At 74.4% G+C, this 23,152-nt stretch carries 20 protein-coding genes; 11 read left to right on the top strand and 9 right to left on the bottom strand.

The features are described from left to right. From V2J63_RS02255 to hisC, 4 genes are all read right to left on the bottom strand, one after another. Complete coding sequence (locus tag V2J63_RS02255) at window positions 1-1,464, bottom strand: dihydrolipoamide acetyltransferase family protein (RefSeq protein ID WP_331229348.1); 1,464 nt, start codon at window positions 1,462-1,464, stop codon at window positions 1-3. Between the two features lie 23 nt (window positions 1,465-1,487). Beyond that, window positions 1,488-2,492, bottom strand: a complete 1,005-nt coding sequence (locus V2J63_RS02260) for an alpha-ketoacid dehydrogenase subunit beta (RefSeq protein ID WP_331229349.1) — start codon at window positions 2,490-2,492, stop codon at window positions 1,488-1,490. Further along, on the bottom strand, window positions 2,489-3,697 hold the full coding sequence (pdhA, locus tag V2J63_RS02265; protein WP_491062005.1) for a pyruvate dehydrogenase (acetyl-transferring) E1 component subunit alpha: 1,209 nt from the start codon (window positions 3,695-3,697) through the stop codon (window positions 2,489-2,491). Before pdhA ends, V2J63_RS02260 begins: the two co-directional genes overlap by 4 nt. A 260-nt stretch (window positions 3,698-3,957) precedes the next feature. Next, window positions 3,958-5,043 (bottom strand): histidinol-phosphate transaminase, encoded by a 1,086-nt coding sequence (gene hisC / locus V2J63_RS02270; RefSeq protein WP_331229351.1) that lies wholly within the window; start codon window positions 5,041-5,043, stop codon window positions 3,958-3,960. A 49-nt stretch (window positions 5,044-5,092) separates the two neighbouring features. Here hisC and V2J63_RS02275 point away from each other — a divergent pair, with 49 nt between their 5' ends. After that, window positions 5,093-5,470, top strand: a complete 378-nt coding sequence (locus tag V2J63_RS02275) for a phage holin family protein (protein ID WP_331229352.1) — start codon at window positions 5,093-5,095, stop codon at window positions 5,468-5,470. Window positions 5,471-5,510: 40 nt separating this feature from the next. Here V2J63_RS02275 and V2J63_RS02280 read toward each other — a convergent pair whose 3' ends face one another. Together V2J63_RS02280 and V2J63_RS02285 are read right to left on the bottom strand one after the other, a co-directional pair. After that, window positions 5,511-7,079 (bottom strand): hypothetical protein, encoded by a 1,569-nt coding sequence (locus V2J63_RS02280; RefSeq protein WP_331229353.1) that lies wholly within the window; start codon window positions 7,077-7,079, stop codon window positions 5,511-5,513. Further along, the gene (locus tag V2J63_RS02285) at window positions 7,076-7,375 is read right to left on the bottom strand and encodes a hypothetical protein (protein WP_331229354.1); all 300 of its coding nucleotides are present in this window, start codon (window positions 7,373-7,375) and stop codon (window positions 7,076-7,078) included. Before V2J63_RS02285 ends, V2J63_RS02280 begins: the two co-directional genes overlap by 4 nt. Window positions 7,376-7,562: 187 nt before the next feature. On the opposite strand from V2J63_RS02285, the gene V2J63_RS02290 reads away from it, so the two are divergent. The 7 genes from V2J63_RS02290 (at window position 7,563) to V2J63_RS02320 (ending at window position 14,737) form a co-directional block, all read left to right on the top strand. Further along, complete coding sequence (locus V2J63_RS02290) at window positions 7,563-8,078, top strand: low molecular weight protein-tyrosine-phosphatase (protein ID WP_331229355.1); 516 nt, start codon at window positions 7,563-7,565, stop codon at window positions 8,076-8,078. Further along, complete coding sequence (locus V2J63_RS02295; protein WP_331229356.1) at window positions 8,075-8,878, top strand: fructosamine kinase family protein; 804 nt, start codon at window positions 8,075-8,077, stop codon at window positions 8,876-8,878. The genes V2J63_RS02290 and V2J63_RS02295 overlap by 4 nt, the downstream gene beginning before the upstream one ends. A 191-nt stretch (window positions 8,879-9,069) precedes the next feature. After that, complete coding sequence (gene purB / locus V2J63_RS02300; protein ID WP_331229357.1) at window positions 9,070-10,533, top strand: adenylosuccinate lyase; 1,464 nt, start codon at window positions 9,070-9,072, stop codon at window positions 10,531-10,533. Between the two features lie 77 nt (window positions 10,534-10,610). Further along, window positions 10,611-11,243: a vitamin K epoxide reductase family protein gene (locus tag V2J63_RS02305; RefSeq protein ID WP_331229358.1), complete on the top strand. Its 633-nt coding sequence runs from the start codon at window positions 10,611-10,613 to the stop codon at window positions 11,241-11,243. A gap of 92 nt (window positions 11,244-11,335) precedes the next feature. Next, window positions 11,336-11,617 carry a metal-sensitive transcriptional regulator gene (locus V2J63_RS02310; protein ID WP_331229359.1) on the top strand — a complete coding sequence of 94 codons (282 nt, stop codon included), beginning with the start codon at window positions 11,336-11,338 and terminating at the stop codon, window positions 11,615-11,617. A 58-nt stretch (window positions 11,618-11,675) separates the two neighbouring features. Next, window positions 11,676-11,930, top strand: coding sequence for a heavy-metal-associated domain-containing protein (locus V2J63_RS02315; protein ID WP_331229360.1), 255 nt, complete (start codon window positions 11,676-11,678; stop codon window positions 11,928-11,930). A gap of 167 nt (window positions 11,931-12,097) precedes the next feature. Then, window positions 12,098-14,737 (top strand): heavy metal translocating P-type ATPase, encoded by a 2,640-nt coding sequence (locus V2J63_RS02320; RefSeq protein WP_331229361.1) that lies wholly within the window; start codon window positions 12,098-12,100, stop codon window positions 14,735-14,737. A gap of 232 nt (window positions 14,738-14,969) precedes the next feature. Here the strand turns inward: V2J63_RS02320 and V2J63_RS02325 are convergent, their stop codons facing one another. The 3 genes from V2J63_RS02325 to V2J63_RS02335 are packed head-to-tail and all read right to left on the bottom strand — an operon-like array spanning window position 14,970 to window position 17,517. Then, the gene (locus V2J63_RS02325) at window positions 14,970-15,845 is read right to left on the bottom strand and encodes a MetQ/NlpA family ABC transporter substrate-binding protein (RefSeq protein WP_331229362.1); all 876 of its coding nucleotides are present in this window, start codon (window positions 15,843-15,845) and stop codon (window positions 14,970-14,972) included. A 17-nt stretch (window positions 15,846-15,862) separates the two neighbouring features. Beyond that, window positions 15,863-16,540: a methionine ABC transporter permease gene (locus V2J63_RS02330; RefSeq protein ID WP_331229363.1), complete on the bottom strand. Its 678-nt coding sequence runs from the start codon at window positions 16,538-16,540 to the stop codon at window positions 15,863-15,865. After that, window positions 16,537-17,517 carry a methionine ABC transporter ATP-binding protein gene (locus tag V2J63_RS02335; RefSeq protein ID WP_331229364.1) on the bottom strand — a complete coding sequence of 327 codons (981 nt, stop codon included), beginning with the start codon at window positions 17,515-17,517 and terminating at the stop codon, window positions 16,537-16,539. Before V2J63_RS02335 ends, V2J63_RS02330 begins: the two co-directional genes overlap by 4 nt. 263 nt (window positions 17,518-17,780) lie before the next feature. On the opposite strand from V2J63_RS02335, the gene V2J63_RS02340 reads away from it, so the two are divergent. The 3 genes from V2J63_RS02340 to V2J63_RS02350 are packed head-to-tail and all read left to right on the top strand — an operon-like array spanning window position 17,781 to window position 23,149. Further along, window positions 17,781-18,629: a CPBP family intramembrane glutamic endopeptidase gene (locus tag V2J63_RS02340; protein WP_331229365.1), complete on the top strand. Its 849-nt coding sequence runs from the start codon at window positions 17,781-17,783 to the stop codon at window positions 18,627-18,629. Window positions 18,630-18,686: 57 nt separating this feature from the next. Then, entirely contained in the window at window positions 18,687-21,506 is a 2,820-nt protein-coding gene (locus V2J63_RS02345; protein ID WP_331229366.1) for a lysylphosphatidylglycerol synthase transmembrane domain-containing protein, read from the top strand. Further along, complete coding sequence (locus V2J63_RS02350) at window positions 21,503-23,149, top strand: DUF2079 domain-containing protein (protein ID WP_331229367.1); 1,647 nt, start codon at window positions 21,503-21,505, stop codon at window positions 23,147-23,149. Before V2J63_RS02345 ends, V2J63_RS02350 begins: the two co-directional genes overlap by 4 nt. Window positions 23,150-23,152: the final 3 nt, after the last annotated feature.

Raw genomic sequence — 23,152 nt, forward strand, 5'->3', positions numbered from 1 at the left:
TCAGCCCCAGACGAGCCCTTGCGCCGGGTCCTCGAGCACGGCCGCGACGTCGGCGAGGACCCGCGAGCCGAGCCCGCCGTCGACGAGCCGGTGGTCGAAGGACAACGCCAGCTGGGTGACCCAGCGCGCCTTGATCTTGCCCTTGTGCACCCACGGCTGACGGCGGATCGCACCGAACGCGAGGATGGCCGCCTCCCCCGGGTTGAGGATCGGCGTGCCCGTGTCGATGCCGAAGACGCCGACGTTCGTGATCGTCACGGTGCCGTCGGTCATGTCCTGGGGGGTGGCGCGGCCCGCGCGCGCGGTCGCGGTGAGGTCGGCAATCGCCCCCGCGAGCCCGTGGAGGTCGAGGCGGTGGGCGTCCTTGATGTTCGGCACGACGAGGCCGCGTGGGGTGGCCGCCGCGATGCCGAGGTTGACGTAGTGCTTGTAGACGATCTGCTGCGCCTCGTCGTCCCACGAGGCGTTGATCTCGGGGTGCCGGCGCACGGCGAGGAGGAGTGCCTTGGCCGTGACGAGCAGCGGCGTCACCCGGACGTCCGCGAACGCGCGGTCCTCCTTGAGCCGGGCGACGAGGTTCATCGTCCGGGTGACGTCGACCGTGTGGAAGACCGTGACGTGCGGGGCCGTGAAGGCGGAGTTGACCATCGCCTCAGCGGTGCGGCGGCGCACGCTCCGGACCGGGACGCGGGTCTGGCGCCCGTTGGCCGAGACGATGCCGTCGGCCAGCCACGGGCTGTCGTCACCGGGGTAGGTGGCGAGGGTCTGCCCCTCGGCCTCCTTGGCGTACGCGAGGACGTCCTCCCGCGTGATGATGCCGCCCGGGCCGGTCGCCGCGACGGCCGTGAGGTCCACGCCGAGGTCCTTGGCGAGCTTGCGCACCGGAGGCTTGGAGAGCACCAGTGCGTCCGCTCCAGCGCGCGCCGGGGCCGGCTGGGCGGCGGGCACCCCTGCTGCAGCCGGAGCCGGAGCCGGGCCGACAGTCTTGGCGGAGGTCGCCGGAGCGGGCGGGGCGGGGGTTGCCGGAGCGGTCGCGGCGCCGGGAGCCGCCGCCGGGCGGCGGGGACGCCGCGTCGTCGGTGCGCTCCTCGTCCCGTACCCGACGAGGACGTCACCGCTCGGGGCGGCCGCACCGTCGTCGTGCGCGTTGACGGGCGCCTCGGGGCGGGTGGGTACGTCCTGGGCGTCGATCGCGGGGGTGGCCGGGACCTGACCGCCCGGGTCGATGTCGACGACGACGATCGGCGTGCCGACGTCGACCGTCTCGCCCGCGGCGACGAGGATCTCGCTCACGACGCCGTCCCACGGGCTCGGGAGCTCGACGAGCGACTTCGCCGTCTCGATCTCCGCGATCGGCTGGTTGACGGCGACGGTGTCGCCCACGGCGACGCGCCACTCGACGATGTCGGCCTCCGTGAGGCCCTCGCCCACGTCCGGCAGGCGGAACGTCTCAAAGGTAGGCAATGGATCTCCTCGTGCGTGGGTCGTCAGAAGGCGAGAGCGCGGTCGACGGCGTCGAGCACCCGGTCCAGCCCGGGCAGGTACTCCTCCTCGATACCGGAGGCAGGGTAGGGGGTGTGGAAGCCCCCGACACGCAGGACGGGCGCCTGGAGGTGGTAGAAGCAGTCCTGGCTCACCCGCGCCGCGAGCTCCGCGCCCGCACCGAAGAACGTGGGCGCCTCGTGGGCGACGACGAGCCGGCCCGTGCGCCGCACCGAGGCGGCCACCGTCCCGACGTCGAGGGGGGAGACGGAGCGCAGGTCGATCACCTCGATGCTGGTCCCCTCCTCGGCCGCGGCCGCCGCGGCACCGAGGAGCGTCTTGACCGTCGGGCCGTAGCCGGCGAGCGTGACGTCGGTGCCGGCGCGGACCACCCGGGCGCCGTGGAGCCCCGTCGTCACGCCCTCCGCGGAGAGGTCGACCGGCGCGTCGAGGTCGACCTCGGCACGGTCCCAGTAGCGGGCCTTCGGCTCGAGGAAGAGGACCGGGTCCGGGGAGGCGATCGCCTGCTGGATCATCGTGAAGGCGTCGGCGGGCGCGGCCGGGGAGACGACGCGAAGGCCGGCGGTGTGGGCGAACAGCGCCTCGGGGGACTCGCTGTGGTGCTCGATCGCGCCGATCGCGCCGCCGTAGGGAACCCGGATGACGACCGGCATCTCCAGCCGCCCGGCCGAGCGGTACGTCAGCTTGGCGAGCTGGGTCGTGATCTGGTCGAAGCCGGGGAAGATGAACCCGTCGAACTGGATCTCGCACACGGGGCGGTAGCCCGCCATCGCCAGGCCGATCGCCGTCCCGATGATCCCGGACTCCGCGAGCGGGGTGTCGACGACGCGCTGCGGCCCGAAGTCCCGGTGGAGGCCGTCCGTCACGCGGAAGACGCCACCGAGCGGGCCGATGTCCTCGCCCATGAGGAGGACCTTGTCGTCCCGCTCGAGGGCGGCGCGCAGACCGGCGTTGATCGCCTTCGCCATAGGGGTCCCGGTCGCCCTCATCGGGTGCCCTCCCGCGAGCCGGCGCCAGCCGTGGCGGTGCCGTCGGCAGCGTCGTCGGCGAAGGACCGCTGGTAGGCGGCGAACAGTGCGCGCTCCTCCTCGACGAGGGGGTGCGCGGCGCTGTAGACGTGGTCGAACATCGACTCCGGTGCCGGCGGGGTGAGTGCGCGGCAGTACTCGCGCGTGCTCTTCCCGAGCTCCTCGGCGCGCTCCTCGACCGCGGAGAAGAACGCCTCGTCCGCCGCGCCGCTCGACTCGAGGTAGGCGCGGAGCCGGGCGATGGGGTCGCGGCCGCGCCACGACTCCTCCTCCTCCGAGGTGCGGTACCGCGTCGGGTCGTCGGACGTCGTGTGCGCGCCCATCCGGTACGTGTACGCCTCGATGAAGGTCGGGCCGCCGCCGCTGCGCGCACGCTCGAGGGCCTCGGCCGTGACGGCGTAGGTGGCCAGGACGTCGTTGCCGTCCACCCGTACCGACGGGATGCCGACGCCCTGGCCGCGGCGCGCGAGCGGCACGCGGGCCTGGCCGGTGGTCGGTACCGAGATCGCCCACTGGTTGTTCTGGCAGAAGAAGACGACAGGCGCGTCGTTGACGGCCGCGAAGACCATGGCCTCGTGGACGTCGCCCTGCGACGTGGCACCGTCCCCGAAGTAGGCGACGACGGCGCGGTCCCGGTCCGGCTCGCCCGTGCCGACGTCGCCGTCGCGCTGGACTCCCATGGCGTATCCCGTGGCGTGGAGGGCGTGGGAGCCGATGACGAACGTGTAGAGGTGGAAGTTGTGGGCCGTCGGGTCCCAGCCTCCGTGCTCGACGCCCCGGAAGACGCGCAGGAGCCGGCGGACGTCGAGGCCGCGGGTGTGAGCCACCCCGTGCTCCCGGTAGGAGGGGAACACGAAGTCCTGGCTCGCCATCGCCCGCCCGGAGCCGACCTGGGCCGCCTCCTGGCCGAGGCTCGGCGGCCACAGCCCCAGCTCTCCCTGACGCTGGAGCGAGGTCGCCTCGGCGTCGAACCGGCGGGTGAGGACCATGTCCGCGTAGAACCCGCGGAGGGACTCGTCGTCGAGCCCGGCCGCGAGCGGGCCGTACACGTCATGGTCGAGGCGGCGACCCTGGGCGTCGAGCAGCTGCACGAGCGCGTCGGGATCGTCCGACTTGCTCGTCATGGCCAACGTGGGGGCTGAACCCGTGGTGGTGGGGGCATCCATCGGTGGTCACGCACTCCTCACGCCGGGGGGGTCGGGCCTCGAACCTACGCCAGCGTAGGCTACGGGTGCGTAGGTCGCGGTTGTAGGACACCCACAGTTCTCCGCGGCGTCACTTGTGCGCCGCTGCGCGCCCGCCGGCGTTCCGGCCCCGCCCAAGCCCGGTTCCGCCCTTCCCGCCCTCGGCCCGCCGCCGATCCGCCCCGCCCAGCTGCTACGCGGTGCGTGCAGACGCCGGCATCAAGGAGGGCCTGGGGACCCGCTCAGCGGAGGAGGGCGGTGCGCTCGCGGCCCGTCGCGGCGATCCGCAGGAAGGTGTCGTTGGCGTCGTGCTCGCCGATGCTCACGCGCACGCCGTCGCCGGCGAAGGCCCGCACGAGAGCACCCTCCGCGGCGCTCTCCTGCGCGAAGGCGAGCGCTCGGTGGGCCAGCGGCAGCCAGATGAAGTTGCCCTGCGCGTCCGGGACGTCCCAGCCCTGGTCGCGGAGCGCCGCGACGACGCGGGTCCGCTCGGCGACGACGAGCTCGACCCGTTCGAGCAGTGCGGCCTCGGCCCGTAGCGAGGCGAGGGCGGCCACCTGCGCGAGCGCGTTGACCCCGAACGGCGTCGACGCGGACCGCAGGCCGCGGATGAGCCGGGGCCGGGCGAGGGCGTAGCCGACCCGCAGGCCGGCCAGGCCGTACGCCTTGGAGAACGTCCGCAGGAGGACGACGTTCTTGTGGTCGCGCAGGAGCGCGAGGCCGTCGACGACGTCGGGGTCACGCACGAACTCGACGTAGGCCTCGTCGAGGACGACGAGCACCTCGCGCGGGACCTGCGCGAGCAGCTCCCGGACCTCGGCCTCGCGCAGGGCCGGACCCGTCGGGTTGTTGGGGCTGCACAGGAGGACCGCGCGGGTCCGCTCGGTGATCGCGGCGGCCATGGCGGGCAGGTCGTGCCGGCCGTCCGCCCTGAGCGGCACCGTGACGGAGCGTGCGCCGGCCACCTGGACGGCGATGGGGTAGGCCTCGAACGTGCGCCACGCATGGACCACCTCGTCGCCCGGGACGCACGCCGCCGTGAGGAGCGTCTCGAGGACGCCGACCGACCCGTTCCCGACGACGACGCGCTCCGCACCGACCCCGAGCCGCTCCCCGAGCGCCTCGACGAGGTCCGTGGCGTACATGTCCGGGTACCGGTTGAGGTCGGCCGCGGCGTCCGATACGGCGGCGAGCACGCCCGGCAGGGGCGGGAACGGGTTCTCGTTCGAGGAGAGCTTGTAGGCCGTCGCGCCGGCGGCCGGGCGGCCGCCCGGCACGTAGGCGGGGAGCGAGGCGACGTCAGGACGCAAGCGGAACGCGGGTGCCATGGGTCAAGGATGCCCCCTCCCGGGTGGTGCGAGGTGGGACGATCGGTGCATGGGCTTCCTCATCCGACTTCTCGTCAACGCCGTGGCCATCTGGCTGACCGCGTTCTTCCTCGACGGCGTCACCCTCACGCAGGGCGAGACGACCCTCGACCAGGTGCTCGTCGTCGCCGTCGTCGCACTCGTCTTCACGCTGGTCAACGCGGTGGTCAAACCGGTGGTCAAGCTGTTCTCGCTCCCGCTGACGATCCTCACCCTCGGCCTGTTCACCCTCGTCATCAACGCGCTCATGGTCATGCTCACGAGCTGGATCACGAGCTTCACCGACTGGGGCATGGCCGTCGAGGGCTTCTGGTGGGCGCTCGGCGCGGGCCTCGTCATCTCGATCATCACGGGCCTCCTCAACCTCCTCCTCCCCGGCAAGCGCTGAGCGCCCCGACGACCGCTGCCCCCCCCCCCCCCCGCGGCTCTCACCCGGCGACCCGGCTCACCTGGAACACCGTCGACGTGACGGTCGCGCCGGGGCCGCCGGCGATGCGTGCGGTGCGCTCGGCGAAGTAGCTCACCGAGGCGTCGCCGCTCACCTCGGCGAGGTCCGCCGTCTGCGCGTAGGTGCCGAGCGCGTGCGCCGAGGAGAACGTGACGGCGGTGCCGGCCGGGCCGGTGGTCCCCGTCGTGAGCGAGCGCGCGACGGTCGTGCGCCGCAGCTCGCGCGGAGCACTGACGCCGTCGAGCCCCGGGACCATGTCCTCGAGGTGCTCGAGGTGGAGGACGTCCACGCCCGGCGGCGTCGGCATGTGCCCGACGGGGCTCCCGGCGGTGAGGACCGTCGCGACGGTGAACCGCAGCGCGACGACCGGGTCGGCGGCGAGCCGCATGGCGGTCATCCCGCCCTGGCTGTGCCCGACGAGCGCCACCTCCTCCCCGGGCGGGATGCCGGCCTGCTCCATCGCCCGGACGACGCCCGCCTCGACATCCGTCGAGAGGCCGGCGTACGCCTCGACATTCGTCAGGTTGTCCATGGGGTTGCGCCCGCCACCGCCCTGGTTCTGGGTACCGGGGACGAGGACGGTCCACGTGCGCCGGCCGTCGCGGTGGACGGTGCGACGGACCTCCACCGTGCCCGGCGCACCCCCGCTGCCCGGCATGAGCCGGGCCATCGCCCGCAGCGTGTCTCCCGCCCCGCGCGCCGGCGGCACGCGGCGCGGCGGCAGCACCGCGGTGACCTCGACGCCGTACCGGCCCGCCGCGTCCCCGACGACGAGCGCCGGCAGGACGCCGGCACCGAGGGCGAGCGGGAGCAACGCGCGCTCTCCCGGCGACATCTCGCCCGGGACGAGGCGCCTGCCCCCGACCGTCAGCTCCTCCGGCAGGAGGAACCACGGCACGTAGTGCTGCGCCTCCGCACCGGCCTCCCGCACCGCGCGCTGGGTGGCGACCCCGTGCGGGGTGCGGCGCTCACGGCCCGGCACGTGGAGCGTCGTCAGCGCGAGCTCGAGGCCGGAGCGGTCCGGCAGGACGGTCAGCGGTCGCCCGGCGAGCATGCCCGTGCTCACGACCGCCGAACCGACGGCACGCCCGATGAAGGCCCCCGGCGAGAGCAGCCGCTGGAGGAACGCGAACGCCGACGGCTCGCTGAGGGCGCCGACGAGGGGGCGCGAGCCCTCCTCGGCCTCGGCGTAGAAGATCCGCGCCTGGCACAGGCAGGCCTCGAGATGCTCGACGTCGCGGTCGAGCGTGGCAACGGCGACGCTCCCCTCGAGCGCCTCGTCCGCCGCCCGCACCACCCCCGGGGCCGTCGCTGGGGCGAGGCCTGCCTCGAGGCGCGCGTGGCCGCGCGCCCTGAGCAGCGACGTCTCGACGTTGCGCAGCAGACGGCGGGCCTCGTCCAGCGCCTCCCCGAGCCGGACCAGCTCCGCGGTGTCCACCCGGGTGCGGCCGACGCCGCCGTAGACGTGGACGGCCATCAGGTCCAGGTCGCCGGTCGCGGGCAGGAGGATTGAGCCCTCGCCGTCGCGGCTGCGCCAGTGAGCCGTCACGGGCCGTCCCCGCTCATCCGCGCCCGGGCCACCGCCACCTCGCGCGCGAAGAGGAGCGCTGCGGCACCGACGCCCTCGATGGCCTCCCCCAGGCGGTGGGAGCGTCCGAGGAGGTCGATGAGAGCGCCGCTGTACTCCTCGGCCGCAGGTGAGACCCACTCGGTGGGCAGGGCCGCGCGGAGGGCGTCCTGAACCTCCTCGAGGAAGCGCGTCGCCAGGCCGACGTCCTCGAGTGCGGCGCCGCTGCCGTCCCACGACGGCGGTGGCGCACCTACGCAGATCGACGGTTCGCTCACGGCGGGCTCCCTCCGCACCGGGCCGGTCCCGGCTGGTGCGCACGACGGTAGGAAGCACCACCCGCACGGCTCCGGCCGCACGGGCCCCCGCCGGGACGCACTCGCGCCGCGCCGCCCTGTGGAGGAACGGCTCGAGAGCAGGAGGGGCCCGGTGGAACCGCACGCACGGACGGGCGACAATGCGGCCATGAGCCCCCGCCCGTACACCGTGTCCTTCGTCTGCACCGGCAACATCTGCCGATCACCCATCGGGGAGGTCGTCCTGCGGGACCTCATCGCCGAGGCGGACCTTCCGGCCGACGTCGAGGTCGTCTCGGCGGGTACGGGCGACTGGCACGTCGGCGGCCCGGCCGACCCGCGCGCCGTCGCCACCCTCTCCGAGCTCGGCCACGACGGCTCCGCGCACCGGGCCCAGCAGTTCGTCCGCGAGAGCTTTGCCGAGGCCGACCTCGTCCTCGCCCTCGACCGCAGCCACGAGCGGGCGCTGCGCGCCATGGCCCCGACGGCGCAGGACGCCGAGAAGGTCCGGCTGCTGCGCGCCTTCGACGCCGAGGCCGTCGCCGCGGGCGAGCTCGAGGTCGACGACCCCTACTTCGGCGACGACGCCGGCTTCCGCCGGACGTACGAGGAGGTCCTTCCCGCCTGCCGCGGCGTCGTCGAGCACCTGCGCACCGTCCTCACCGAGGACGCCGCCCGGCGGTGAGTCCGCGCACCGTCCGCAAGGAGGGCCCGCCCGGCGCGATCGCCGCCGAGGTCGCCGGGCTGCGCTGGCTCGCCGGCGCGGAGCCCGACGGCGGCGCACGCGTGGTCCGCGTTGCCGGCACCGGTCCGGGCTGGCTCGAGACGGCGCACGTCGCGCAGACCGCGCCGGATGCCGCGGCCGCCGAGGCCTTCGGGAGGAGCCTCGCGCGCACGCACGCCGCCGGGGCTCCGGCGTTCGGCAGCGCCCCGCCCGGCGCCCCGGCGGAGGGCGTCATGGGTGCGGCGCCGCTGCCCTGGCACCGCGACCCCGCGGACGCCCGTGCGACGTGGGGCGAGTTCTACGCGGCGGAGCGGCTCCTGCCGTACCTCGCGGACGCCGTCGGGAACGCCTCGCTCGACGTCGCCGGGGCACGCGTCGTCGAGCGATGCGCCGCCCGCGTGGCCGACGGGCGCTTCGACGCCCCCCAGCCCGCGCTCGTGCACGGCCCCGCCGCCCGGCTGCACGGGGACCTGTGGAGCGGGAACGTCCTCTGGGCCGCTCGCGGCAGCGGTGCGGAGGCCGTCCTCATCGACCCGGCGGCGCACGGCGGCCACGCGGAGTCCGACCTCGCCCAGCTCACCGTCTTCGGCGCCCCGCACGAGGAGCGGATCCGCGCCGCGTACGACGAGATCTCCCCGTTCGCGAACGGCTGGCGCGAGCGCGTGGGGCTGCACCAGCTCCACATGCTCCTCGTCCACGCCGCCCTCTTCGGCGGCGGGTACGGGGAGCGCACCGTCGACGTCGCGCGCCGTTACGCCTGATCGCAGCGACGTGCCGCGCGGGCCGGCTCGCGCCGCCGCCTGCGCGCCCGGACGCGGTCAGCCGCTGGGCATCTCGCCTCCGTCCGGTCACCCGGACGTGGTCAGCCGCCAGACGTCGCGCTTCCGACTCCCCTGGATCGCCTCGCGGACGCGCCCGCCGCGAGGCCCGCCGGCTCTGGGAGGATGGACCCATGAGCGCCGTCGACCGTCCCCAGCCGGATCCCGCAGCCCGCGTCAACCTCGCCGAGCTCGACCCGGCGATCGCGCTCGGCCCGCTCGACGGGCGCTACCGCGGCGTCGTCGCGCCGCTCGTCGACCACCTCTCCGAGGCCGCGCTCAACCGGGCCCGCCTCCACGTCGAGGTCGAGTGGCTCGTCCACCTCACCCGCAGCGCCGCCCTGCCGGGTGCGCCGGACCTGAGCGAGGCGGATGTCGCCTACCTCCGCGGCGTCGTCGCCGGCTTCGGCCAGGCCGAGATCGCCGAGCTGGCCGAGATCGAGCGGGAGACCCGCCACGACGTCAAGGCCGTCGAGTACTTCCTCAAGCGCCGGCTCGCCGCCGCCCCCGACCACGTCGGCGCGGGCACGGTGCTGCCGTCGGTGGGCGAGATCGTCCACATCTTCTGCACGAGCGAGGACATCAACAACCTCGCCTACGCCCTCACGGTGCGCGACGCCGTCGGGCGCGTCTGGCTCCCCGCCGCGAACGCCCTCGTCGACGACGTCGCGGCCCTCGCGCGCCAGCACGCGGACGTCGCCATGCTCGCCCGCACCCACGGCCAGCCCGCCACGCCGACGACGCTCGGCAAGGAGGTCGCCGTCCTCGCGGCGCGCCTGCGCCGCCAGCTCGAGCGGGTCGGCCGCGCGGAGTTCCTCGGCAAGGTCAACGGCGCCACGGGCACGTACGGCGCGCACGTCGTCTCCGTGCCGACGACCGACTGGGAGGGTGTGGGGCAGGCGTTCGTCGAGCACCTCGACCTCACGTGGAACCCCCTGACGACGCAGATCGAGCCGCACGACTGGCAGGCCGAGCTGTACGCCGACGTCGCGCGCTTCAACCGCGTCCTCCACAACCTCGCGACGGACGCGTGGACGTACATCTCGCTCGGTTACTTCCGCCAGCGGCTCTCCGCCCAGGGGTCGACCGGTTCCTCGACGATGCCCCACAAGGTCAACCCCATCCGCTTCGAGAACGCCGAGGCCAACCTCGAGATCTCGTGCGCGCTCCTCGACACCCTCGGAGCCACGCTCGTCACCTCCCGGCTCCAGCGCGATCTCACCGACTCGACGACGCAGCGCAACATCGGCACGGCGTTCGGCCACTCCCTCCTCGCCATCGACAACGTCCGGCGCGGGCTCGCCGGCCTCGACGTCGACCCCGAGCCGCTCGCACGCGATCTCGACGGCGCCTGGGAGGTGCTCGGCGAGGCCGTGCAGTCGGCGATGCGCGCGGCGTCGGTCGCCGGCGCCCGCGGCATGGCGGACCCGTACGAGCGGCTCAAGGAGCTGACGCGCGGCCGCCGCGTCGACGCCGCGGGGATGCGCGGCCTCATCGCCGGGCTCGGCCTGCCCGCCGACGTCGAGGCGCGGCTCGCCGAGCTCACGCCGGCCGGCTACACGGGCCTCGCGGCGAGCCTCGTGCGCCACCTCGGCTGAGGCGCCGCAACGCGCGGGAGCGCGACCAGTGACCTAGGTCCCACGGAGACCGACAATCCGCCCATAACGATGTGCGCATGACCTCCCTCGATGCGCGGCCGCGGCTCGACCTGCGGGCTCTGCGCCACTCCGACGGCTGGATCTTCGGCACGATGCTCTTCTCGGCGTGCCTGAGCCTGCTCGCCGCGTTCGTGCTCTCCGTGGACGCCGTCGTCCTCGCTGCCGACCCGGACGCCGTGCTCTCGTGCAACATCAACGCGGCGCTCAGCTGCGGCACGGTGGGCGCATCGTGGCAGGCGAGCCTCCTCGGGTTCCCGAACGCGTTCCTCGGCCTCGTCACCGAGCCGGTCGTCATCACGATGGCCGTCGCCGCGCTCGGCGGGGTGCGGTTCCCGCGCTGGTTCATGTTCTCCGCGCAGGCCGTCTACGCCATCGGGCTCGCTTTCGCCTACTGGCTCTTCTACCAGTCGATGTTCGTCATCGGCGCCCTGTGCCCGTGGTGCCTGCTCATCACGATCTCGACCACCCTCGTCTTCTCCACGCTCCTGCACTTCAACATCCGCGAGAACAACCTCTTCCTCTCGCAGCGGACGCACGAGCGGGCCGTGCGGTTCATCCGGGCGGGGTACGACGCCATCATCGTCATGGTGCTGCTCGGGATCCTCGTCGTCGGCATCGTCCTGCGGTACGGGCCGAGCCTCCTCGCCTGACCTGCCTCGCCCGGCGGAATACCCCCGAGGGGTATATCGTTGACCATGTCAGCGGGCCCACGTGCCCGGCGGCAGGAGCGGGAGGAGCTGGGATGGCCGGGTACAGCGGCACCAAGGAGGACTACGCCAAGCGGCTGCGCCGTATCGAGGGGCAGGTCCGCGGGATCGCCCGCATGGTCGACGAGGACGTGTACTGCATCGACGTCCTCACCCAGATCTCCGCCGTCACCAAGGCCCTCCAGGCGGTCGGTATCGGCCTCGTCGAGGACCACCTCGGCCACTGCGTCGTCGACGCCGCCCGCTCCTCGCACGCCGAGGGCGAGGAGAAGGTCCGCGAGGCGAGCGAGGCCATCGCCCGGCTCGTCCGGTCCTGACCGCACACCCGGCGCCGTCGACCGGCGACGCCGCACCACGATGAACCAAGGAGCACCCATGAGCGCCGACCCGGCACCGATCGACCGCACCACCGTCCTCGACGTCGAGGGGATGACGTGCGGCCACTGCGTCTCCGCGGTGACGAACGAGCTCACCGAGCTCCCCCACGTCTCCAACGTCTCCGTCATCCTCCGCAAGGGCGGCGCGTCCGAGGTCACGGTCGTCTCCGACGCCGTCCTCGACCAGGACGCCCTGCGCGCCGCGGTGGACGAGGCGGGCTACACCGTCACCGCCGTCCACGTCGACGACTGACCTCATCGCCCCGGGGCGATCAGCACCACCCGCCCGCACCGCGACCACCCGGCCGCCCGGTGGCGCCGCTGGCCCACCCGGCGGAACCCCCGCCCCGCCGCACCGCCGCCCCACCCGGCGGCACCGCCGCCCCACCCGGCGGCACCGCCGCACAGGAAGGCCCCGTCATGCCCACCGCCCGCCCGCTCCCCCAGCACCCCACCCCCTCTCGCGATCAGGCGGGGGTGCCGGGCGGCACCACCCACCCCATCCCCGGTGATCATGCAGAAGTGCCGGGCGGCACCACCCAGGCGTACGGCGAGGCAGACCTCGCCGTCGAGGGCATGACCTGCGCCTCCTGCGTGGCCCGCGTCGAGAAGAAGCTCAACAAGCTTCCCGGGGCGACCGCAACCGTCAACCTCGTGACGGAGTCGGCGCACGTCGTGCTCACCGAGGATGTCGACGACGACGCCCTGCTCGCCGCCGTCACGAGGGCCGGCTACACCGCGACCGTGACGCGGCGGTCCGGCCGGACCGAGGCGACCGGCGCGCCCACCCGCGAGGCGCTTCCGCTCGGCCAGGAGAGGGCGACCGACGGCACCACCGACCCGGCACCTCTGCATGATCACGACGGGGATGCCGCGCTCGACCCGCCACCTCTGCATGATGACGACGGGGTTGCCGCGCTCAGCGAGGACGGGGAGGGGGTGCTTGCGGGCGGGGGGGCCGACCAGGCCGCCGGCGACGACGTCTCCTCCCCCTCCGAGCGCCGCGCCGCCGACCTGCGGCGCCGGCTGCGCGTGGCCGCCGCGCTGACGGTGCCGGTCGTCGCCCTGTCGATGATCCCGGCGCTGCAGCTCTCGGGCTGGCAGTGGGTCGTCGCGGTGCTCTCGCTCCCCGTCGCCACGTGGGGCGCGTGGCCGTTCCACCGCTCGGCCGCGCGGGCAGCCCGCCACGGCGCATCGACGATGGACACGCTCGTGTCGGTCGGTGTCATCGCGGCGACCGGCTGGTCGCTCTGGGCCCTGCTCCTCGGCGGGGCGGGTGAGATCGGCATGCGGATGACGCCGCACCTCTTCCCGGCCGACGGCGCCATGGGCACCCCGGCCATGCCCGAGCTGTACTTCGAGGTCGCGGCCGTCGTGACGACGTTCCTCCTCGCCGGCCGCTACGCCGAGTCACGCTCGCGCCGCCGCGCCGGCGACGCGCTGCGCTCGCTGCTCTCGCTCGGCGCCAAGGACGTCGCCCGGGTCACGGTCGACGCCACCGGCGCCCGGACGGAGCGGCGCGTCCCGGTAAGCGACCTCGCCGTCGGGGACCTGTTCCTCGTCCGGCCGGGCGAGAAGGTCGCCACGGACGGCGTCGTCGTCGAGGGCCGCTCCGCGGTGGACACCTCGCTCCTCACCGGTGAGCCGCTCCCCGTCGACGTCGCCGAGGGCGACGCCGTCACCGGCGCGACGGTCAACAGCTCGGGGCTCCTGCTCGTGCGGGCCACGCGCGTCGGGGAGGAGACGACGCTCGCCCACATCGGGCGGCTCGTCACGCAGGCGCAGACCGGCAAGGCGCCGGTGCAGCGCCTCGCCGACCGCATCTCCGCGGTCTTCGTCCCGGTCGTGTTCGTCCTCGCCCTCGCGACGCTCGTCGTCTGGCTCGCGGTCGGGGCCAACACGCAGGCCGCCTTCACCGCCGCCGTCGCCGTCCTCATCATCGCCTGCCCGTGCGCGCTCGGGCTCGCGACGCCGACCGCCCTGCTCGTCGGGACCGGCCGCGCCGCCCAGCTCGGCATCGTCATCAAGGGCCCGGAGATCCTCGAGTCCACCCGGCGCATCGACACGATGGTGCTCGACAAGACGGGCACGATCACGCAGGGCCGGATGGAGCTCGCCGACGTCCTGCCGGGCACCGGCGAGGACACCGCCGACGTCTTGCGCCGGGCCGGTGCCGTCGAGGCCGGGAGCGAGCACCCCATCGCCCAGGCCATCGCCCGCCGCGCCGCCGCCGAGACCGGGCACCTGCCCGGCGTCACCGGCTTCGCCAACCACGCGGGCCGGGGCGTGAGCGGGACCGTGCCGCTCACGGCGGCCGGCAGCACAGGCGGACCCGGCGGCGCGGTCGACGTCCTCGTCGGCCGGCCGGCCTGGCTCGCCGAGCAGGGCGTGGGCGGCGTGGGCGCGCAGGACGAGCTCGGCCGGCGCCACCGCGCCGCCGAGGAGGATGGCGCAACAGCCGTCGTCGTCGCCTGGGACGGCGCGGCCCGCGGCGTCCTCGTCCTCGCCGACGAGGTCAAGGCGACGTCGGCCGAGGCGGTCGCCCGGCTCCGCGCCCTGGGGATCACGCCGATGCTGCTCACGGGGGACAACCGCACGACGGCGGAGACGGTCGCCGCGCACGTCGGCATCGACGCCGAGCACGTCATCGCCGAGGTCATGCCCGACGACAAGCTCGACGTCGTCGCCCGCCTCCAGCGCGAGGGTCGGGTCGTGGCGATGGTCGGCGACGGCGTCAACGACGCCGCCGCCCTCGCCCAGGCGGGCAGGCAGGGCCTCGGCCTCGCGATGGGCACGGGCACCGACGTCGCCATCGAGGCGAGCGACATCACCCTCGTCAGCGGCGACCTCCGGGCCGCGCCGACGGCAATCGACCTGTCCCGGCGGACCCTGCGCGTCATCAAGCAGAACCTCTTCTGGGCGTTCGCCTACAACGTCGCGGCGATCCCGCTCGCGGCCCTCGGGCTGCTCAACCCCATGATCGCCGGCGCCGCGATGGCGGCGAGCTCGGTCCTCGTCGTCGCCAACTCCCTGCGCCTGCGCCGCGCCGGTGGGGCCTGAGGTTCTCAGGCACGCGGTGGGGCCGGGACGCGTGACCGCCCGCGAGGAGATCGCGCCACCCTCGTGACTCCTGGGGCGGGTGGGGCGACGTCGCCGCCCCACCCGTCACTCCGGTCACGAGTGGGGCGCGACCGAGGGCCGAACCGGGACCGGCGGCCGGCGCCGACCGTCAGGACGCCGCGCCGCCGGACGACCGAGCCGTGACCCGGCGCCCGGCACCGACTCGTCAGGATCAGAACGCGGGGATGATCTCCCCGGCCGGCCAGCGCTCCTCGATGAAGGCGCGGACCTCCTCGGAGTGCAGCGCCTCGTCGAGGGCGACGAGCGCCGGGTCGTCGACGTCCTCGGCGCGCACGGCGACGAGGTTGGCGTACGGGTTGCCCTCGCCGGACTCGAGGACGAGGGCGTCCTCGGCCGGGTTCAGCTCGGCCTCGAGCGCGTAGTTGCCGTTGATGACGGCAGCGTCGACGTCCTGGAGGCTACGGACGAGCTGCGCGGCCTCGAGCTCGACGAGCTCGACGTCCTTGGGGTTCTCCGCGAGGTCGAGGACGGACGGGTCGTCGACGTCGGCGAGGGTGAAGACCCCCTCCGCCTCGAGCAGCTCGAGCGCGCGCGCCTGGTTCGACGGGTCGTTCGGGACGCCGATCTGGGCGCCGTCGGGGAGGTCGTCGAGCGAGGTGAGGGTCTCGGAGTAGATGCCGTAGGGCTCGATGTGGACGCCCTCGAAGTGCGCGAACTCGTAGCCCTTCTCCGCCACCTCGGCCTCGTAGTACGGCAGGTGCTGGAAGAAGTTCGCGTCGAGCTCGCCCTCGGCGAGCTGGACGTTCGGCTGGACGTAGTCGGTGTACTCGACGACGTCGAGGGTGAAGCCGGCGTCCGCGGCGAGGTTGCGCTCGACGAACTCGAGGATCTCCGCGTGGGGCGTCACGCTCGCGCCGATGACGATGGTCGCGAGCTCTCCATCGCCGGACTCGGCCGTCGGCGTCGTTCGGCCGCCCTGGTCCGTGGCGTCCTGCTGGCCGCACGCCGCCATCGTCAGCGCGGCGCTGGCGGCGAGGACGACGGCGCCGGTCCGGCGACGGTGGTGGTGCGAGGTGGTGGTTCGCATGATGTTCCCTTCTTGCCTCAGCGGTGGTCCACGGAGCGGGCCACGAGATCGCCGAGCATCTGGATGAGCTGGACGAGGACGACGATGACGACGACGGTCACGACCATGACGTCTGCCTGGAAGCGGTTGTAGCCGTGGTTGATGGCCAGGGCGCCGAGGCCCCCGGCCCCGAGCGCACCGGCCATCGCGGAGTAGGACACGAGCGTGATGACGGTGACCGTGACGCCGCGGACGAGCGCGGGCATGGCTTCCCGGACGAGGACCCCGCCGACGATCCCCAGCCGTGAGGCCCCGACCATCTGGGCCGCCTCGACCTTGCCCGGCGCCACCTCCCGCACGGCCGTCTCCACGAGACGCGCGAAGAACGGGATGGCCGCGATCGACAGGGGCACGACGGCGGACTGCCACCCGAAGGTCGTCCCGGTGAGCAGGCGGGTGAGCGGCAGGATCGCCACCATGAGGATGATGAAGGGGATCGAGCGCCCGACGTTGACGACGGTCGAGAGCACGCCGTTGAGCGCGGGCGCCGGGCGCAGGCTCCCCCTGGCGGTCACGACGAGAGCAAGGCCGAACGGCAGCCCGACGAGCACGGTGACGACCGAGGACAGGGCGGTCATGGAGAGCGTCTCGAGCGTCGCCTCCGGAAGGTTCTCGGTGATGACCCGGTTGGTGAGGACCCCGTCGAGCCAGCTCACGCCGCCACCTCCTCGACGTGGAGGCCGGCGTCGCGCAGCCGGGCGACGGCGCCCGCTCGCGCACCGGCCGGCACGGTGAGATGCATCCGCCCCACCCGGGCTCCCGCCAGCGTCTCGATCGTCCCCGCGGAGACGACGACGTCGTCCCCCAGCGCGGCGATCGTGGCGAGCACGTGCGCCGTGGCGAGGTGGGAGCCGAACGCGACCTCGAGCGCGGCGTGGTCGGCGGCGGGCACGCCGGGCGGCAGCGGGATGAGCGCGCGCGCGAGGCGGGAGCCGTGCTGCCCCGCGACCTCGTCGATCGTCCCGGTCTGCGCCACGCGCCCGCCGTCGAGGAGCGTGACGGAGTCGCAGACCTCGCGGACGACGGCCATCTCGTGCGTGATGATGAGGACGGTGATGCCGAGGCGGTCCCGCACGTCACGGATGAGGCCGAGGATCTGGCGGGTCGTGCCGGCGTCGAGGGCCGAGGTGGGCTCGTCGCACAGGAGCATGGCCGGCTCGGTCGCGAGGGCGCGCGCGATCCCGACCCGCTGCTTCTGCCCGCCCGAGAGCTGGGCGGGGTAGGCGTCGCCACGGCCGGCGAGGCCGACGATGTCGAGGAGCTCGGCGACACGGCGCACCCGCTCGGCGCGCGGGACCCCGGCGACGCGGAGCGGGTAGGCGACGTTCGCCGCCGCCGTCCGGGCCTCGAACAGGTTGACGTGCTGGAAGACCATCCCGATCCGGCGGCGCTGGCCCCGGAGCTCGCGCTCGCTCAGTGCGCCGAGCTCGTGGCCGTCGATCGTGACCGTGCCGGACGTGGGGCGCTCGAGGGCGGTGAGGCAGCGGATGAGCGTCGACTTGCCTGCACCGGACTCGCCGACGACCCCGTGGATGCTCCCGCGCGGCACGTGGAGGTCGATGCCGTCGAGGGCCACGACGTCGGGCCCCCCGCGGGTGCGGTAGACCTTGCGCAGGCTGGACAGGGTGATCACGGAGGCGCTCCTGGCATCGGTCCTGGCGGGAGCACCCACCAGGCGCCGGGAAGGCGCCTCGGGGTTGCTGCAGCGTCGTCGAGCCAGGTCTCTCAGCTGCTCTGGATGGTGCGGCGATGGTAGGCAGGCACCCACCATCGCCAAGCCGCTGTCTCACGATATGGCTACCCGCCCGCCGCGGCAGTCGCGGGCCGGCTCCGGCCTATCCTGACGGTTCCCCGGCGCACCCGCACCGGGGGCCGTCCGTGGGAGGAAGGCACCGGATGAGGGACGAGACCTCTCCCGCACCCGCCACCGGCACGAACGCTGCGCCGGGCGCGGCCTGCGCGCCGGCCCCCGCCGCTTCGACCGCCCCCGGCGCTCGCCGCCGCCTGCGTGCCGAGGTGTGGATCGTCCTCGGCCTCTCGCTCGGGCAGTCCGCTGTGTACGCGCTCGTCAACATCTACGCCCGGTTCACGGCGGAGACACCGCTGCGGGAGCAGGCCACCGCGCTCAACCCGTCCCGCTCCCCTCGGCCCTACCTCGACCTCGCGTACCAGGTCCTCTCCCTCGGCTTCGCGCTCGTCCCGGTGCTGCTCGCCCTCTTCCTCCTCACCGAGCCGGGGCGCCGGGCGACGGCGCGCATCGGGCTCAGCACGCGCCGGCCGTGGCGAGAGCTGGCCGTCGGCGTCGGCCTCGCGGCCCTCATCGGCCTCCCCGGGCTCGCCTTCTACGCCGCCGGGCGGGCGCTCGGCATCACGGTCGAGGTCCAGGCCGCGACGCTCGCCGACTACTGGTGGACCGTCCCCGTCCTGCTCCTGTCCGCCCTGAAGAACGGCCTCCTCGAGGAGGTCATCGCAGTCGGCTACCTCACGGAGCGGCTCGAGCAGCTGGGCTGGCGGCCCGCGGCAGTGGTCGGCGCGAGCGCGCTGCTGCGCGGTCTCTACCACCTCTACCAGGGCCCGGGCCCGTTCCTCGGCAACGTCGTCATGGGCGTCGTCTTCGCCGAGTACTACCGCCGCCGGCGCCGCACCTTCCCGCTCGTCGTCGCGCACACGCTCCTCGACGTCGTCGCCTTCGTCGGGTACTCCCTCCTGCCGGCGACGCTGCTGCGCTCGCTCGGCGTCTCCTGACGCGCGGCCCCCGCCGGCTCCTCAGGAGCCGCCCGCATGCGCCGTAGACTCCCCCGCATGACGGCGCGGGAAGGGCACGGGAGCTCTGCCGTGCCCACGAGCACCCAGGCGCCACGCCGCGCCGTGCTCCTCGTCGACCTGCCCGAGATGCGCGTCCACCGTCCCGGTGACCTCATCGAGATGCTCCTGTCCGCCCTCGGCATCGGCATGGTCCTCCTCCTCGCGGTCTACGCGCACGGGACCGCTCTCGGGGTGACCGAGGACGTCCAGTCCGCGGCGGCGGTCCTCCTGCGCCAGGTACTGCTCCTGCCGGTGACGATCCTCGAGGGCGTCGTCACGTTCTTCCTGCCGCTCGTCGTCATCGCGCTCCAGCTGCGCCGGTGGCGCTGGCGGGTGGTCCTCGAGGGGCTCGCGGCCGCCGTCACCGCCGGCCTCCTCGCCATGGGCGCCATGTGGCTCCTCGACACGTTCGCCACCCGGGAGCTGTCTGCCGGCCTGACGATCACGGTCGACGGCGACAGCGTCATCGCGATGAACCCCTTCGCCACCGCCCTCGCCGCTCTGCTCACCGTCGTCGGGACACGCTCGCAGCGCCCGTCGGTGAGGTGGTCGTGGAACCTCCTGTGGGTCGTCCTCGGCCTCACCATCATCAAGGGCGAGCTGACGCTCCCGGGCGCCGTCGTCGCGATCCTCATCGGCCGCGTCGTCGGCCTCGGGATGCGGTACGCGGCCGGTGTCCTCAACGAGCGGGCCAACGGCATCAGTCTCGTCCAGGGGCTGCGCCGCGCCGGGCTCGACCCCGCGCGGGTCGTGCGCACGGACGTCCCGCGCGGGGGCGTCCCGCAGGCGTGGACGGTCATGACGTCCGCCCCGATCGGGCACACCGAGCGGCTCCAGGAACCGTCCGTCCGACCCGCCGCCGGGGCGACGACCGCCCCCTCCGCAGCAACCAGCGCCCCCGCGGGCGCCTCCTCACCCGCGGCGGCCGCCGACGACGACGCCCTCGTCCGCGCCGCGGCGGGCGCCCGCAGCGCCGCCCGGCACGACCCGCGCGTCGACGTCATCGCCCCCGGCATCGCCCCGCTCGCGCCCGACGCCGCCCCGCCGACGCCCGACGGGGCCCCCGCGGCGCGCCCCGTCCCGGACTCGATCGTCCCTGACGTCCTCACGGACCCGGACGCCCTCGTCGGCGACGCGACGCCGCCGGCGGGTGTCGCGCTCGACCCGGTCAGCGCCCACCGCGTGTACTCGGTGTGGGACGTCGAGGGCCGGCGCTGGTACGTCGTCGTCCTCGACGGCGACCGCCAGGTGGTCGGCTACCTCTCCTCGCTCTGGGCGGCCATGCGCGTGCGCGGCCTCGACCGCCGGCGCGCCGCCTCCCTCCGCGACGCGGCGGACCGGGCCACGCTCCTCAGCTACGCCGCGGAGAACGCGGGGGTCCGTACGCCGCCGCTCGAGGGGATCGCCGCGGCCGAGGACTCCGTGCTCCTTGTGAGCGAGCACGTGAGCGGGGCCCGCCGGCTCGACGAGCTCGCCGCGGAGGAGGTGGACGACGCACTCCTCGACGAGCTGTGGACGCAGCTCCGCACGGCCCACGCCTGCGGGGTGGCCCACCGCGACCTCACGGCGGACGCCGTCCTCGTCGGCGCCGACCGCAGCGTGTGGATCCTGCGCTGGGAGAACGGGGAGATCGCGTCCTCGGACCTGTCCCGGCGCCTCGACCTCGCCCAGATGCTCGCCCTCACCGCCGTCCGCGTGGGCGCGGAGCGCGCCCTCGCCAGCGCCGCCCGCTCCCTGAGCCCGGACCAGCTCGCCTCGATCGCGCCCCTCCTCCAGCCCGTCGTCCTGCCCGCGCGCACGCGCGCGTCGGCGAAGAACCACCGCGAGCTGCTCAACTCCCTGCGGGCCGAGCTCGTCGGTCGCGTCCCGGCGGCGGACGTCGAGCCCGTCCGCCTCGCACGCTTCAGCGTGCGCACGGTCGTCATGGTGACCCTCGCGATCGTCGCCATCTGGGTGCTCCTCGGCACGCTCAACTTCGAGCAGGTGATCGCCGCCACGGAGAACGCGAACCCGGCGTGGCTGGCGGCGTCGTTCGGCTTCGGGCTCCTCACCTACGTCGGTGCCGCTCTCGGCCTCGTCGCGTTCGCGCCCGAGCGGCTCGGGCTCTGGCGCACGACGTGCGTCCAGGTCGCCGCCTCCGTCATCTCGCTCGTCGCCCCGGCCGGCGTCGGGCCCGCGGCGCTCAACCTCCGGTTCCTCAACAAGCGGCGCATCGAGACCCCGCTCGCCGTGGCGACCGTCGCCCTCGTCCAGCTCTCGCAGTTCGTCACGACGATCCTCCTGCTCGTCGCCGTCGCGCTCCTCACCGGCAGCGCCGGCACCCTCTCCCTCCCATCGGGTGCGGTGGCCGCGGCGGTCGTCGCCGCCCTCGCGATCGCGGGCGTCGCCGCCCTCGTCCCGCCGCTGCGCACGTGGGTGTGGGCGAAGGCGGCCCCGACGCTGCGCCAGGTGTGGCCGCGCCTGCTGTGGGTGGTCGGCAGCCCGGGGCGCCTCCTCGCGGGCATCGGGGGGAACATCCTCATGACCGCCGGGTACGTTGCCTCGTTCGGCGCCGCGCTCGCCGCCTTCGGCTACACGCTGCCGCTGACGTCGCTGTCCATCACCTACCTCACGAGCAACGCCGTGGGGGCGGCCGTCCCCTCCCCCGGCGGCATCGGCCCGGTCGAGGCGGCACTGACCGCCGGCCTCAGCGTCGCGGGCATCCCCGCGGGCGTCGCGTTCTCGGCGGCGCTCGTCTTCCGCGTGCTCACGTTCTGGGCCCGCGTGCCGCTCGGCTGGGCGGCGCTCCGGTTCCTCCAACGGCGCGGCGACCTGTGAGCACCGGCGCGACGACGGCGACGGCGGCGCCGACCGTACGGCCGCTGCGGCAGCGTCTGCGCGAACCACGGCTGCGCGACGCGTGGGTGCTGGCGGGGGTGAGCGGCCTCCTCTACTCGCTCGTCGCCGTCCTGCAGTGGCGCCGCTTCGAGTCGCCGTCGTGGGACCTCGGCATCTTCACGCAGCTCGCCAAGGCCTACGGCAACCTCGAGGCGCCGATCGTCCCGATCAAGGGCGAGGGGTTCAACCTCCTGGGCGATCACTTCCACCCCGTCCTCGTGCTCCTCGGTCCCCTCTACCGGGTCTTCCCCTCCGGGCTCACGCTGCTCATCGTCCAGGCCCTGCTCGTCGCCGTCTCCGTCGTCCCCCTCACCCGGGTGGCGATCGACCGCCTCGGTCGCTGGCCGGGCGTCGCCGCCGGCGCGGCGTACGCGTTCTCCTTCGGCATCCAGGGGGCCGTCGGCGCCCAGTTCCACGAGGTCGCCTTTGCGCTGCCCCTGCTCGGTCTCTCGCTCGAGGCGTTCCTGCGGGGGCGCCACCTCGCCGCCGCGGTCTGGGCGGCCCCGCTCGTCCTCGTCAAGGAGGACCTCGGCCTCACCGTCCTCGTCCTCGGGCTCGTCATCGCGTGGGGCGGGACCGTGCGGGCGGGTGCGGCCCTCGCCGCCTGGGGCCTCGCGTGGTTCGTCCTGGCGACAGTCGTGATCCTGCCCGCGCTCAACCCGCGCGGGCAGTGGGACTACACGGACCGGCTCACGCTCGGCGACGCCGTGGGAGACCCGCTCGGCACCCTCGCCGACGTCCTGTCCCCCGGCGAGAAGGTCGTCACGCTGCTCATGCTCGCCGCCGTGGCCGGCGTCGTCGGGGTGCGCTCACCGCTCGTCCTCGCGATGGTGCCGACGCTCGCGTGGCGCTTCCTCGGGAACGTCCCGTTCTACTGGGGCTGGACGTGGCACTACAACGCCGTCCTCATGCCTGTCGCGCTCGCCGCGCTCCTCGACGCGCTCGGCCCGCGACCCGACGACGAGCCTCCGCCCTCCGAGGAGGCGCCCCTCGACGGCGTGCGGGCGGCCGAGGCGCCGGCGGGGGTGCAGCCCCCGCCGAAGAGGGAACCGCCTGCGGTGGTCGAGCCGCCCGCGGACGGTTCCGTGCCCGCCCCTGCCGGGTCCGCACCTCCCGCTGACGGCTCCCGGGCGCCTGCCGCGGACGCGGGAGCTCGCGCGCGGACGCCGGCCGCCGCCCACCGCACCCGCGCGTGGCTCGCCGTCGGCGTCTCGCTCGCCGTCAGCCTCCTCGCCACGCCCGACCTCGCTCTCGGCCGGCTCACCGACGCCGATTCCTACCGCCCCTCCCCTCGGCACGCGGCGGCGGCCGGCGCGCTCGACGCCGTGCCCGACGGCGTGACCGTGAGCAGCGACATCGCCCTCATCGCCTACCTCGTCCCCACGACGACCGTCTACTGGTCCGGCAATGACGGAAACCCGGTCCCGGACTACGTCGTCATCGACCGGCTCAACGGCACGTGGGGCGGCGACGCTCCCGCCGACGCCGCGGTCTACGCCGAGGGCAAGCACCCCGGCACGGACTACGAGGTCGTCTACTCCGAGTCCGACTACCAGGTCGCGCGCCTCGTCGGGGCACCGTAGCGA

The organism is Georgenia wangjunii (genome assembly GCF_036421975.1).
Lineage (GTDB): Bacteria > Actinomycetota > Actinomycetes > Actinomycetales > Actinomycetaceae > Georgenia_A > Georgenia_A wangjunii.